Source organism: Proteobacteria bacterium CG1_02_64_396 (assembly GCA_001872725.1).
In the GTDB taxonomy this organism is placed as follows: domain Bacteria; phylum Pseudomonadota; class MNWR01; order CG1-02-64-396; family CG1-02-64-396; genus CG1-02-64-396.
In genome coordinates, this window is the sequence record MNWR01000085.1 from 1 (window position 1) to 13,790 (window position 13,790).

Annotated in this window: 12 protein-coding genes and 2 pseudogenes; 5 read left to right on the forward strand and 9 right to left on the reverse strand. The window is 63.4% G+C overall.

Translation table 11 applies throughout. From position 1 onward, the window contains the following. Positions 1 to 248 (forward strand): annotated as a pseudogene (locus AUJ55_10030) (hypothetical protein). Here AUJ55_10030 and AUJ55_10035 read toward each other — a convergent pair. From AUJ55_10035 to AUJ55_10070, 8 genes are all read right to left on the reverse strand, one after another. Next, the gene (locus tag AUJ55_10035; GenBank protein ID OIO55617.1) at positions 245 to 613 is read right to left on the reverse strand and encodes a hypothetical protein; all 369 of its coding nucleotides are present in this window, start codon (positions 611 to 613) and stop codon (positions 245 to 247) included. The pseudogene AUJ55_10030 and the gene AUJ55_10035 overlap by 4 nt on opposite strands. A gap of 58 nt (positions 614 to 671) precedes the next feature. After that, positions 672 to 1,244 carry a hypothetical protein gene (locus tag AUJ55_10040; protein ID OIO55618.1) on the reverse strand — a complete coding sequence of 191 codons (573 nt, stop codon included), beginning with the start codon at positions 1,242 to 1,244 and terminating at the stop codon, positions 672 to 674. A gap of 335 nt (positions 1,245 to 1,579) precedes the next feature. Continuing rightward, positions 1,580 to 3,259 (reverse strand): single-stranded-DNA-specific exonuclease RecJ, encoded by a 1,680-nt coding sequence (locus AUJ55_10045; protein OIO55628.1) that lies wholly within the window; start codon positions 3,257 to 3,259, stop codon positions 1,580 to 1,582. A gap of 29 nt (positions 3,260 to 3,288) precedes the next feature. Next, on the reverse strand, positions 3,289 to 4,245 hold the full coding sequence (locus AUJ55_10050; GenBank protein OIO55619.1) for a fructose-bisphosphatase, class II: 957 nt from the start codon (positions 4,243 to 4,245) through the stop codon (positions 3,289 to 3,291). A 70-nt stretch (positions 4,246 to 4,315) separates the two neighbouring features. Beyond that, positions 4,316 to 5,251 carry a hypothetical protein gene (locus AUJ55_10055; protein ID OIO55620.1) on the reverse strand — a complete coding sequence of 312 codons (936 nt, stop codon included), beginning with the start codon at positions 5,249 to 5,251 and terminating at the stop codon, positions 4,316 to 4,318. Between the two features lies 1 nt (position 5,252). Next, a complete protein-coding gene (locus tag AUJ55_10060; protein ID OIO55621.1) occupies positions 5,253 to 6,317 on the reverse strand; it encodes a threonine synthase in 1,065 nt (354 codons plus the stop codon). Between the two features lie 198 nt (positions 6,318 to 6,515). After that, positions 6,516 to 7,805, reverse strand: a complete 1,290-nt coding sequence (locus tag AUJ55_10065) for a homoserine dehydrogenase (GenBank protein OIO55622.1) — start codon at positions 7,803 to 7,805, stop codon at positions 6,516 to 6,518. Positions 7,806 to 7,825: 20 nt separating this feature from the next. Next, positions 7,826 to 9,007, reverse strand: a complete 1,182-nt coding sequence (locus AUJ55_10070; protein ID OIO55623.1) for an alanine transaminase — start codon at positions 9,005 to 9,007, stop codon at positions 7,826 to 7,828. 304 nt (positions 9,008 to 9,311) lie between these two features. Between AUJ55_10070 and AUJ55_10075 the strand changes: the two genes are divergently transcribed. From AUJ55_10075 to AUJ55_10090, 4 genes are all read left to right on the forward strand, one after another. Then, complete coding sequence (locus AUJ55_10075) at positions 9,312 to 9,578, forward strand: 30S ribosomal protein S20 (GenBank protein ID OIO55624.1); 267 nt, start codon at positions 9,312 to 9,314, stop codon at positions 9,576 to 9,578. A gap of 131 nt (positions 9,579 to 9,709) precedes the next feature. After that, positions 9,710 to 11,278, forward strand: coding sequence for a bifunctional phosphoribosylaminoimidazolecarboxamide formyltransferase/IMP cyclohydrolase (locus AUJ55_10080; GenBank protein ID OIO55625.1), 1,569 nt, complete (start codon positions 9,710 to 9,712; stop codon positions 11,276 to 11,278). 13 nt (positions 11,279 to 11,291) lie between these two features. Beyond that, positions 11,292 to 12,575 (forward strand): phosphoribosylamine--glycine ligase, encoded by a 1,284-nt coding sequence (locus AUJ55_10085; GenBank protein OIO55626.1) that lies wholly within the window; start codon positions 11,292 to 11,294, stop codon positions 12,573 to 12,575. Between the two features lie 111 nt (positions 12,576 to 12,686). After that, positions 12,687 to 13,208: a 5-(carboxyamino)imidazole ribonucleotide mutase gene (locus AUJ55_10090; protein ID OIO55627.1), complete on the forward strand. Its 522-nt coding sequence runs from the start codon at positions 12,687 to 12,689 to the stop codon at positions 13,206 to 13,208. 363 nt (positions 13,209 to 13,571) lie between these two features. Here the strand turns inward: AUJ55_10090 and AUJ55_10095 are convergent. Then, positions 13,572 to 13,790: pseudogene (locus AUJ55_10095) on the reverse strand (transposase).

The window sequence follows — 13,790 nt, forward strand, 5'->3', positions numbered from 1 at the left end:
AACAACAGATTCTCATCAGCATGGACGGACGGGGCCGGGCGCTGGACAACGTCTTCATCGAACGTTTGTGGCGCACGGTGAAGTACGAAGAGATCTACCTGTACGACCATGCCGATGGGGTGGCGCTGCACCAGGGGCTCGACCGCTACTTCCGGTTTTACAACACCGAGCGCCCCCACAGTGCCCTCGGCGGCAAGACCCCAGAACAGGTCCATCAAACCCACGGCGGAACCACCCACCGCCACTAACCGTTTACAAATTTTCGCCCCCAAACTGTCCAAGGAGTGGGGTCCACCCCAGTCAGACTATCGGGATCGGCACTGTCGACCAAAAACACCGCCCCCAGCGCCCCCTTGCCCAAAATATTCCACATAAAATTGAAGCGTTCTTGGCCAGGGGTGCCGAATAAATGCACCTCTAGGGTGTCGTCGACCTTGAGGATCCCAAAATCGAGCCCCACGGTAGTGAGCGCCTTGAGGGCAGCAACCCCATCGGTGGCCAACACGTCGGTGGAGGCCATCGTGGTATCGCTCAAATGCTGGATAAGGGTGGTTTTGCCTGCGTTGACCGGACCGGTGATGACGATCTTGAGCGCTTGACGCTGCTGACTCATGGAAACCTCTTAACAACCGTGGAGGGCAAAAACCGCGCGGCGAAGGTTGGATGCGCCATCATGCCATTCTTCGAATACGAGAGATAATTCTCGATACCACGCCGCTGCCCAAGATGCTTGCCACCGGAGTCATCAGCCCCAACAGGTAGGCGCCCAGCACCACCGCCATTCGGGCATCGAGTTCTGCTTCGATCATGCCGGGGTCGTTCAGATACCGCTTGAGGTCGAGCCCCTCCTCCGTCATAGCGGCCCGGTGAAACGAGTAAAAGGCCAGCGGATGGGGAAAGCCGAAGCGGTGGACCGGCACCAGCCGCACCTTCACACGGGGAAACGCTTCGAAGAAAAGCCGCATTTCGCTGCGATACGAGGGGGGAAGCGTCCAGCGACTCAGCGCCAGCGAAACCATCTGGTCGGCCGGGGTCAACGTGGTATTGCGGTCGGTGCTGGGAGAGAACATTGCCCCTTTGCCGTGCAGCAAAAAGGCGGCGACCAAATCGGCTACGTCGTTGCCACCTCCGACCAGATCACCGCCGTCGATACGCAGGGTCCGCGCCTCTCCATCAACTACGAACCGGAAAAACCCGGTCTGCTTTTCGACGATGCAACGCCGCAACAACTTGAGATGATTCATGACCGTGCCACCCCCCCTGGGTTCTACAATCGAAATTCGGTTAATTGCGGTGTCCACACCGCCCGGAAAAGCCGTGGGTCGTCCACGGAATGTGTGACCGTATCGTGATTTTGGCACATTCGGCCGAATCTCATCATTCTTACAACATCCATGCCGTATTGCCGAAATTTCATATCGAGCCTGCGGGCTTCCCGCTTCCCTGAAAAACGGGGCGCATTAGAGAAATACTTACCCGAACTTTTCAAGGGTTATAGCCACATATGACGAATTATTTACCCAACTCCGACAATGAACGTCGGGAAAGAGGCGGTGCGGGATTTGGGGGGAATTGGGATTCACCCGCCGAACCACCAGTCCTGAATCTGCAATTGCACCCGGTCGCGGAAGCTCGATAAACGTGCTGCCACCCAATGGGGGCGGTCAAGGCCGCCGATCAGATCGGGATGAGGATCCAGGTTGAAGGCGACCGCTGGGAGCTGGCGACCGTCGGAAAGTTCGACTGTGGCCATCATCATGCGGGGGTCGCGAAAGCGGGGATCGATCAAACGGCGGATCTCGATGGCGAGCAAAGGTTCGGGATTGCCGTGACCGAAGGGCTCCAATCGCAACAGATCGGACCGCCCCGCTTCGTCGATTTGCCCGGGCGCCAAGGCCAGATCGGGGGCCAGACGGGGCATGAAGAGTTCATCCTCAAGCTCGCCGAGCACCCGGTCGAGATCGTCGTGAAAACGTCCCAGGTCACCCGCCGCCAACGTCATTCCCGCCGCCATGGCATGCCCCCCCATGGCAATAAAGCGCCCATCGTCGAGTCGACGTAGGGCATCGAGCAGGTGCAACCCCTTGATGGAGCGGGCCGAACCTTTGGCTTTGCCCTGTTCCTCATCGAGGGCGAAGACCAGACTGGGACGGTAAAAACGGTCGGTCAGGCGGGAGGCGACGATGCCGATGACACCGGGATGCCATGGCCCCGCCACCACCAATGCCCGCATTCCCCTCTCGACCTGTATCTCGGCCTGGGGGAGCGCCTCCCGCAGAATCTCATCCTCGACCGCCCGCCGTTCTTGATTGAGTTGATCGAGCTGTTTGGCCAGTAGGCGTCGTTCGGCGGGATCCTCGCTCAGCAGCAGATTGAGTCCCAGGATCCCCTGAGCGATCCGCCCCCCGGCATTGAGGCGTGGCCCGATTTGAAACCCAACCCGACCCGGCGTCAGCTCCCCCTTCAGCCCCGCTACCTCCTCCAACGCCCGCATCCCGGCGTCGGGCTGGGAACGGTGCCAGCGCAGACCGGCGTGGACCAACACCCGATTGAGGCCGGTTAGCTTGGCCACATCGGCGATGGTCCCGGTCGCCACCCAGGGGAGCAAACAGCGCAGATCGGGCTCCTCGCGATTGGCAAACCATCCCCGTTCCCGACCCTGAGCTCGCACCGCCAGCATCGTATAAAAGGCGATCCCGACCCCGGCGAGCTCCTTACCCACAAAGGGGCAGTCGTGGCGGTTGGGATTCACGACCGCTACCGCCTCGGGTAGCGCCGCCTCGGGCAGATGGTGGTCGGTGACGATCAGATCGATCCCAAATTCGCGGGCACGGCGGGCCGGTTCAAAAGCGGTGATGCCGCAATCGACAGAGACAATCAGCCGCGCCCCCTCTTTGGCCAATTGTTCGATGCCCGAAACGTTCAGACCGTAACCGTCGGCGAAGCGGTCGGGGATGTGCACCCGTGCCTTGCCCCCCATCAGGGAAATGGCGCGCGCCATCACCGCCGAGGAGGTCACTCCGTCGACGTCGTAGTCGCCCCAGATGGCAATGGTTTCACGCCGTTCGATGGCGTCGGCAATCCGGGCCGCCCCCTTGTCGAGGTCGGTCATGGTGCCAGGGGAGGCGAGTTGGTTGAGGCTGGGGGCTAAAAAGCGGGGCCACTGGGTTTCGGGAACACCGCGAAGCGCCAGGATTTGCTCGGCCAGGGGACGGCGGGGGTTCCCCTGCGGGGGGGCGATCCAACGTGCCCCCCGCAGGGTTCGGTACGGCAATGTGTCCGACAAAATCAGCGATAGTGCGGTTTGTAATCGAAGCGATGATCGGCCTCGACATAACGCAGGGTCTGCGACTGGGAACGCATCACCACCGAGAAGGTGGTGGCGCCTCCATGATGGAAACGAACCCCCTTGAGCATGTTGCCATCGGTCACCCCGGTGGCGGCGAACATCACCTGCCCCTTGGCCAGCTCGTCCCGATCGTACTTCTTGTTCAGGTCGGTCACCCCCATCTTCAGGGCGCGGGCCTTTTCTTCTTCGTTGCGGAAGTTCAGCCGCCCCTGAAAACCGCCGCCCAGACACTTGAGTGCGGCTGCGGTAATCACCCCCTCGGGGGCGCCGCCGGTGCCGATCATCAGATCGACGCCGGAGTTCGGCATGGCGGTGGCGATACCACCCGCCACGTCGCCATCTTGAATCAGCTTAATGCGGGCGCCCGCCTTACGGACCGCGTCGATGATCGCTTGATGGCGGGGACGGTTGAGGATGCAGACGGTGACATCTTCGACATACATCCCCTTGGCCTCGGCCACCCGCTGCACGTTCTCTTCGGGGGAGAGATCGAGATCGATCACCCCAGCCGCCTCGGGGCCGGTGGCGATTTTATCCATGTAGGTGTCGGGGGCGTGGAGGAAATGCCCCCCTTGGGCCGCCGCGATCACCGCCAGGGCGTTCTCGCCGCCGGTGGCGCAGATGGTGGTCCCTTCAAGGGGATCGAGGGCGATGTCGACCTTGGGGCCGGAGCCCAAACCGACGTTTTCGCCGATGTAGAGCATGGGAGCCTCGTCCCGCTCCCCTTCGCCGATCACCACGGTACCGTCGAAGTTGATCGAGTTCAGCGCCCGGCGCATGGCATCAACCGCCGCCTGATCGGCCGCCTTCTCGTCGCCGCGCCCCATCAAACGGGCCGCCGACAGCGCCGCCGCCTCGGTGACTCGAACCAATTCCAGTGCCAGGTTGCGATCCATAAAGAACCCCCTCTTGCCCTTCGTAAATACCGCTCATGAAAATGAATTTTCGAAATATCGTGGCCCGATGTTACCACAGCGTGGCAAGCGCCGGGACGGGTGCCGATAAAATCGCCCCGATTTCTCGGCGATTGAACCACGCCAGCAGGGGATTGCGCCCCTGTACCGTCAAAACGGTGCTGCCTTGCTTCCCCCCCGCCAGCACCACCCGGTCACCCGCACGAAGCTGCGGAAGAATGAGGGTTTGCAACTGACCCACCGCCGTAAGCAAGTCGGCGCTGTCCCGTTCGGCCAAGGGTCGGAGCAGCTCGCCGAACCACAACAGCTGCGGCCCCTGATCCTGCTGGATCGCCCCCTGCCCGATGTACCAGGGGCGCCGCGCCGGATCGCTCGACCAACCCAGCTGCCACGAAGGTTTGACCTCTTGTCCGCCGACATCGCCCCAGGGCCACAGGGTATTGACCCCCTCCCCCAGCGGCCAGGGGTGTTGCTTGATGAGCATCTGCAAATCGTTGAGTAGCCGCATTACCCGGCCCGCATCGCCCCCCTGGGGGCGGAAGGGGGCGACATCCTCACCCCATATTGCCGACGGGTCGCTTAAGACAACCTCAAGCGGACGTTCGGGGATGGCGATCAGTCGCCCCGCCACCACCGTGAGCTGCCAAAAGGGGTCGATCCACTCGGCGATCCGCTCGACCCAGCCCCGCACAGGCTCAAGTCCCTGCGCCACCGCCCCCTCGAATACCGGAAGCAGGCGGATGTGGTTTTGCCGCATCAAAAAGTGACAGGGTTCCAGCAACAACCCCGGACCCTCGATCAGCAGTCGCAGCGGCGAAACCGACCCCAACAATGCCCGATCCAAGGTCGCGGCCGCCAGTCGCCCCACCGAGGCCCGTTGCAGCATTGGCCTCCAGGCCAGCGCCTGTTCAGAGTCGGCCTCTAGGGGGGTGACTCCGCCCAGATCGCGGGCCGCCCCTTCGAGCCAGAAGATGCGACCCTGGGCCACCTTACAGCCCGATGGCTTTGAGGACCGCCCCCTCCTCGGCATCGACGGTCACCGGCTTGCCCCCTTGGGAGATCGCGGTGTCGGGGTCTTTCAAACCGTTGCCGGTCAGGGTGCAGACGATCTTGCTTCCTTCACGAATCTTGCCCGCCTGAATCATCTTCATCACCCCGGCGACCGATGCGGCCGAGGCGGGCTCGCAAAAGACCCCCTCATTGCGCGCCAGCAGACCATAGGCTTCGAGGATTTCATCGTCGGTCACCGCGTCGATCACCCCCCCCGACTCGTCGCGGGCGGCAATGGCTTTATCCCAAGAGGCGGGCTTGCCGATGCGGATCGCGGTGGCGATGGTTTCGGGGTTGTCGATGGGATGGCCCACCACGAAGGGGGCGGCGCCAGCGGCTTGAAAACCCAGCATGCTGGGGCGACGGTTGGTAATCCCTTCGTTCATGTACTCGGTGTAACCCATCCAGTAGGCCGAGATGTTCCCGGCGTTGCCGACCGGCAGAGCATGGTAGTCGGGGACAAAGCCGAGCTCGTCGACCACCTCGAAGGCGGCGCTCTTCTGCCCCTGCAAGCGGTCGGGGTTCACTGAGTTGACCAGGGCAATGGGGGAGGACTCGGAAATCTTGCGCACAATGGTCAGTGCCTGGTCGAAGTTGCCCCGCACCTGAATGATCCGGGCGCCGTAGAGCATCGCTTGCGACAACTTGCCCAGGGCGATCTTTCCCTCGGGAATCAGCACGAAGGCGTCGATGCCGCAGTTGGCTGCGTAGGCGGCAGCCGAGGCCGAGGTGTTCCCGGTCGAGGCGCAGATGATCGCCTTGGCGCCGTCGTTGTAGGCACGGGTCACCGCCATGGTCATCCCCCGGTCCTTGAACGAACCGGTGGGGTTGAGCCCCTCGAACTTGAGGTAGACGGTGATCCCCCGCTCGGTGGCGCCGATCACCTTGGCCAGCCGGTAGGCTTCGTGTAGGGGGGTCGCACCCTCGTACAGGGTGATGATCGCCTCGCCCTCGGAGATGGGCATGAAGCGGCGGTAGCGGTCGATGAGGCCGTTGTATTGCATGGGGTGATCCTATGAAGGTACCGGACAAGCCCGGTGGGGTAAGTCTTTGGCAAACGCCGATTGAATTGCGCTTCCGAGCGACCCAGGGATGGATCGCCAAAATCAGGAACGTCAGTGACTGATTTTGAAAGCGAAGCAAAAACGACGCTTTTTGCGTAGCGCGCTGATTAAAGGCAGGAGCCTTCAATCAGCGTTTCCTTAGTTTTCTTCGATCCGCATCCAGGTCAGATCGGCGCCGACAAACGGCTGGGCCCGAATTTCATCCAGCGCCTTGATGAAGGCGGCCTCGCGGGTACGGTGCACGGTCAAAATCAGGGGAACCGCTTCGCAGGCTTCGGCCCGCCCATACTGGCGTACCGCCTCGATGGAGACCCCCTGATCGGCCAGAAGGCGGGTCAGGGTGGCGAGCACACCGGGGCGGTCGGCCACACTCAGGCGCAGATAGTAGCCGCATTCGATCTCACCCTGGGAGCGGATCGGCCGTTCGCGCAGCACGCCGGGCTGAACCCCCAACGGGGCGACCTGGCGACCACAGGCGATGTCGATCAGATCGGCCACCACCGCCGAGGCGGTGGGAAGCTCTCCGGCGCCCCGCCCGTAATACATGGTGCGGTCGGCATATTGGGCGTCGACCAGCACCGCGTTAAAAACCCCCTCGACCTGAGCCAAGGGATTGCTGGCAGGCAACAGGGTCGGATGAACTCGAAGCTCCACCGCATCGCCCGCCTGCTTGGCGATGCCGAGCAACTTAACCCGGTAGCCGAGCTCCTCGGCATAGGCGACATCCTGCCCGGTGATCTTGGTGATGCCCTCGACGCTGACTTGGTCGAAATGGATCGGGGTACCGAAGGCGATGGCACCAAGAATCGCCAGCTTGTGGGCGGCGTCGATCCCCTCAATGTCGAAGGCGGGGTCGGCCTCGGCGTAGCCCAGCTTTTGGGCGTCGGCGAGCACCTCTTCAAAGGGCAGACCCTCGTCGCGCATCCGGCTCAAAATGTAGTTGCAGGTGCCGTTAATGATGCCGTAGAGCGCCCGAATCGGATTGGCGGCCAACCCCTCGCGCAACACCTTGACGATGGGGATCGTCCCTGCCACCGATGCCTCGAAAGCCAGGGTCACCCCATGGGAGTCGGCCACAGGGAAGAGCTCCATGCCATGTTTGGCGATCAGCGCCTTGTTGGCGGTCACCACATGTTTGCCCGCCTGCAACGCCTCAAGCACAAAGGTGCGGGCCGGCTCGTAACCGCCGATCAGCTCGACCACCACGTCGATCTCGGGGTCGTTGATGATGCTGCGGGCATCGTTGGTCAGTCGGATGTCCGAGGTGTCGACCCCCCGGTCGCGGGTCAGGTCGAGATCGCCAATGGCGGTCACCACCAGCTCGACCCCGCTGCGCTGGGCGATCAGATCGCGTTGCTCGGCCAGAATCTTCACCACCCCGGTGCCGATGGTGCCGAAACCCAAAACCCCGATGTTCAAACGTTTCATGAAGCCTTTCCCCATCCCGCCTAGCCTTTGGCGAGGAATTTTTTGATGCCCCGGATCGCCTGCCGGGTGCGGTGTTCGTTCTCGATCATGGCGATGCGGACGTATTCGTCGCCCAGATTGCCGAAACCAACCCCCGGCGCCACCGCCACATGGGCCTCTTGCAGCAATTGCTTGGTGAATTCCAGCGAACCCAGATGGCGGAACTGCTCGGGCAGCCGCGCCCAAACAAACATCGAGGCCTTGGGCCAATCGATGGGCCACCCGGCCCGCTCCAGCCCTTCGCACAGCACCTTGCGCCGCTCCACGTAGACCTGCCGAATCGACTCGACCACCGACTCATCCGAATCAAGTGCCACCGCCGCCGCCACCTGGATCGGGGTGAACATGCCGTAATCGAGATACGATTTCAGGCGGGTCAGGGCATGGACCAACCGCTCGTTGCCGAGCATGAACCCAACCCGCCACCCGGCCATGTTGTAGGCCTTCGACATGGTATAGAACTCGACCCCGACATCTTTGGCCCCCTTGACCTGTAAAAACGAGGGGGTCTTGTAGCCGTCGAAGGTGATGTCGGCGTAGGCCATGTCGTGCACAACAATGATCTTGTGCTCTTTGGCAAAATCGACCACCCGCTCGAAGAAAGGGAGCTCGACGCAAGCGGCGGTCGGATTGTGGGGGAAGTTGAGCACCAGCATTTTGGGACGCGGCCATGAATCGCGCACCGCCTGCTCCAACCCCTCGAAGAAGGCGTCGGAATCGTTGGGAATCATCGGCACATGGCGCACATCGGCCCCAGCAATCACCGCCCCATAGGTATGAATGGGGTAGGTGGGATTGGGGACCAACACCGAATCACCCGGCCCCAGGGTCGCCAGCATGAAGTGGGAGAGCCCCTCCTTCGAACCGATGGTGGCGATCACCTCGCTCTCGGGATCGAGCTCGACGTCGAACTGCTTCTTATAGCGCCGCGCGATGGCCTGGCGCAGCCCCTTGATCCCCTTGGAGACCGAATAGCCGTGATTGGCCCCATCCTGCGCCGCCTCGCACAGACGGTCGACGATGTGCTGCGGCGTGGGACCGTCGGGGTTGCCCATACCGAAATCGATAATGTCCTCGCCCCGCAGCCGGGCCTGGTATTTCAGCTCGTTGACGATGGCAAAAACATAGGGGGGAAGACGCTGAATGCGAGGAAATTCTTCCATTTGAGGGGCTCTGGCCGAAAACGCCGTGACCGACCGGCAGGTAATAGGGGGAGCAACCCCCACGCGGGGGCGCTTGGAAAGCCGTGGATGTTAGGAAGCCTGCCACCCCACCGCAAGCCAACCCCCCATTTTACGAAGAGAACCCTATCCCCCTTCAGGCACCCGACCCGGCAGCCACAACCCTTGACCCCCGCGATTCTTTGGCCATAATCCCGCCTCTTTTTTAAGACCGAACATCGCCCTGCACTCGTGGGGGCGTTCACGACTCGAATTTCTAATCAGTAGAGAGAATCGGAGGATTCCGGTGGCCAACCACGCATCCGCCAAGAAGCGCATCCGCCAGACTGCCAAGCGCAACGACCGCAACCGTGCCAACCGTTCGGCCCTGCGCACCGCCGTCAAAGGCTTCCGCAGCGCCGTTGAGACCGGTGGCGCCGACGCCACCAATTTGAGCGCTGCGATCTCCGCCATCGATGTGGCGGCCCGCAAGGGTGCAATCCCCCGCGCCCAGGCCAACCGGCGCAAGTCGCGTTTGGCTCAGCTGCTCAACAAGGCCGCTGCCGCCGCTTGATCGCGCTGGGCTCCCGCCCGACGCATCTTGAGCCCGACGCATCTTGAGATTCGGCCTACACATCCCTCCCCCGCAGGGGTGATGTGTAGGCCGATTTCTTTTGGCCCTTCCGCTTCGGAGGGATGATCCCCATGTCCAAAATCACCCGCGCCCTCGTTTCGGTCTCCGATAAGAACGGCATCCTCGACCTTGCCCGCTTTTTGGTGGATCGCGGGGTGGAGTTGCTCTCCACCGGCGGCACCGCCAAGGCGATCCGCGACGCCGGGCTGCCGGTCAAGGATGTCTCGGAGCACACCGGTTTTCCCGAGATGATGGACGGGCGGGTGAAAACCCTGCATCCGCGCATCCACGGCGGGTTGCTGGGGCTGCGCGATCACCCCGAACACCAAGCGGCGATGGCCGAGCACAACATCGCCCCCATCGACATGGTGGTGGTCAACCTTTACCCCTTTGAGGCGACCGTCGCCAAAGCCGATTGCAGCCTGATCGACGCCATCGAAAACATCGATATCGGCGGCCCCTCGATGCTGCGCTCGGCGGCCAAAAATCATCGCTTCGTCACCGTGGTGGTCGATCCCAGCGATTACACCCGAGTGATGGAGGAGATGGGCGCGGCCGACGGCGCGGTGGGCGATAAACTGCGTTTCGAGCTGGCCTGCAAGGTCTTCGCCCACACCGCCCGCTACGATGGCGCCATCGCCAACTACTTCACCAGCCTTGATGCCGAGGGCAAGCCGCAGCGCTTTCCCAGTGTGCTCACCCAGCAGTGGCAGCTGGCCCGGCCGATGCGCTACGGCGAAAATCCCCATCAAAGCGCCGCCTTCTATGTCGCGGCGGGGATGGCTCAAACCGAGTCTTCGATCTCCAGCGCCGTGCAGTTGCAGGGCAAGGAGCTGAGTTTCAACAACATCAACGACACCAACGGCGCCTTCGAGCTGGTCAAAGAGTTCAGCGAGCCCTCCGTGGTGATTGTCAAACACGCCAACCCCTGCGGCGTGGCCATCGACCAAGGTTCGCAGCTGGCCACCTACCTCAAGGCCCGCGATTGCGATCCGGTCTCGGCCTTCGGCGGCATCGTCGCCTTCAACCGCCCCCTCGATGGCGAGACCGCCGCCGAGCTGGCGACCACCTTTTTAGAGGTAATCGTCGCCCCGGGCTTCAGCGCCGAGGCCAAGGCGATTTTGGGCGAGAAGAAAAACCTGCGCCTGCTGCAAACCCCTGAAATCACCGGCGCCCATCAGCCCGAGTTCGACCTGAAGAAGGTGGTCGGCGGTCTGTTGGTGCAGGATCGCGATCTGGCCACCGTCGGCGCAGACGACCTCAAAACGGTCACGGAATTGACCCCCGACGCCGGACAGATCCGCGATCTGCTCTTCGCCTGGAAGGTGGTCAAACACGTCAAGTCCAACGCGATTGTTTACGTGAAGGATGGGGTGACGGTGGGGATCGGCGCCGGGCAGATGAGCCGGGTCGACTCGGCCAAGATCGCGGTGAGCAAGGCCCAGTCCTCCATCGAGGGGGCGGTGATGGCCTCGGACGCCTTCTTCCCCTTCCGCGACGGCATCGACGCCGCCGCCGCCGCCGGAATCAAGGCGGTAATCCAGCCCGGCGGTTCGATCCGCGACGAAGAGGTGGTTGGGGCTGCCAACGAGCACGGCATGGCGATGGTCTTCACCGGCGTGCGCCACTTTAAGCATTGATCGGGGGCAGACGATGAAGGTCTTGGTGGTCGGCGGCGGCGGACGCGAGCACGCCCTGGTTTGGAAAATCGCCCAAAGCCCGTTGGTATCCGAGGTGCTGTGCGCCCCCGGCAACCCCGGCATCGCCGGGCAGGCCCGCTGCCTGAGCATCGGCGTCGAAGATATCGACGGCTTACTCAAGCTGGCCCAAGACGAGGGGATCGGCCTGACCGTGGTGGGTCCCGAGGTCCCCCTGGTGGCTGGAATTGTCGACCGCTTTCAGGCGGCGGGGCTGACCATCTACGGTCCCAAGGCCGCCGCCGCCAAACTTGAGGGCTCCAAGGCCTTCATGAAGGAGATCCTGGTCAAGGCCGGGGTACCCACCGCCCGCCATGCCACCTTTACCCAGATCGATCCCGCCCTTGCCTACATCGCCGAGCTGGGCGCCCCCATTGTGGTGAAGGCCGACGGTCTGGCCGCCGGTAAGGGGGTGGTGGTCGCCACCTCGATGGCCGAGGCCGAAGCGGCGGTACGCGACATGTTAGAGGGCAACCGCTTTGGCGATGCCGGCGCGACCGTGGTGATCGAGGAGTTTCTCGACGGCGAGGAGGCCTCGTTCATCTGTCTGGTCGACGGCGACAAAGCGCTGCCCCTGATCGCCTCCCAAGATCACAAGCGGGTTTTCGACGCCGACCAAGGGCCCAACACCGGCGGTATGGGGGCCTACGCACCCGCTCCGGTGATGACCCCCGAGTTGACCGCCGAGGCGCTGCGCACTTGCATCGATCCGGTGATCGCCACCCTGAACCGCGAAGGGGCCCGCTTTGCCGGAACCCTCTACTGCGGCTTGATGATCGTTGACGGCAAACCCTTCGTGCTGGAATTCAACGTCCGCTTCGGCGACCCAGAATGCCAGCCGCTGATGATGGCGATGAAGTCCGACGTGGTGCCGCTGCTGCAAGCCGCCGCCCAGGGCGACCTGAGCGGGCAGAGCATCGAGTGGCACGAGGGGGCCTCGGTCTGCGTGGTGATGGCGGCGGGTGGGTATCCCGACACGCCCCGCAAGGGGGATGTCATCCGCGGCCTTGAAAACCTGCCGCCTGAGCCCAACCGGGTCGTCTTCCATGCCGGAACCACCCTCAACCCCCACGGCCAGGTCGTCACCAGTGGCGGTCGGGTACTGGGGGTGACGGCGCGTGGCGTCGACATCAAGGCGGCCCGCGACCTCGCCTACACCGCCGTCGCCGTTATCCAGTGGGACGGCGAGCACCACCGCAGCGACATCGCCTACCGGGCGATGGCCCGAATCGCCGATTGATCGCGGCGAGGGCGCCGCTCCCGCAATCTGCCTCCATGCACCGTCTTGGCGAGAATGTGGGAGGCCCGCCCTCGGGCCGATTTGCCTCTTTCCAATTTTGAGGAGTCAACCATGAGCAGCGCCCCCCAGGTCGCCGTGTTGATGGGTTCCGACAGCGATTGGTCGGTGATGGAGTATGCGGTGCGGCAACTGGCCGAGTTCGACATCGTCTGCGAAGCGCGGGTGATGAGCGCCCACCGCACCCCCGATGTGGTGCAGCGCTTCGTACACGAGGCCCCCAGCCGGGGCATCAAACTCTTCATCGTGGGGGCCGGATCGGCCGCTCACCTGGCGGGCGCCGTTTCGGCCCATTGCACACTGCCGGTGATCGGGGTGCCGCTGGAGGTCGGGGGTTTGGGGGGGATGGACGCCCTGCTGGCGACCGTGCAAATGCCCGCCGGGATTCCGGTGGCGACCGTGGCGGTGGGCAAGGCGGGGGCGACCAACGCCGGGATTCTGGCCGCCCAAATGCTGGCCATCGCCGACCCCGAGATCGCCGCCAAGGTCGCCGCCCACCGCGCCGCAATGGCGGGCAAGGTGGCCGAGCGGGACCGGGCTGTGCAGGCGCAAGCGGCAGCGCTCTTGAAGGGGTAAACCCCGTAGGAGCGCCGCCCTCGGCGCGATCCATCGGGGCAAGAACGGCCGAAAAACCAAACCCATCGCGCCGGGAAGCCGCTCCTACCGGCCTGCGGGGGGGGAGCGGCGTATCAAGCAAAAACCTCACCCCCACTCGTAGGAGCGCCGCCCTCGGCGCGATCCACCGGGGCAAGAACGGCCGAAAAACCAAACCCATCGCGCCGGGGCGGCGCTCCTACCGGCCTGCGGGGGGGGAGCGGCGTATCAAGCAAAAACCTCACCCCCACTCGTAGGAGCGCCGCCCCCGGCGCGATCAACGGGGCAAGAATCGCCAAAAAACCAAAACCCATCGCGCCGAGAAGCCGCTCCTACCCCCCCCCCTCACACCCAAATCGCATCCCAATGGGGGTATTGCCCGATCTCTTCCACCAACCCCTTGCGTAGCGGATTGGCCACCAAATACCGGGCGACCTTTTCCGCCTCCTCCTCGACCCTCAGCGCGTGGTCGTAATACCCCCGCTGCCACACCTTGCCCCCCATGCCGTGGGCCGCCACCGATTTCATGGAACCGATCACCCGCGCCAAGGGGACGGTGCCGGT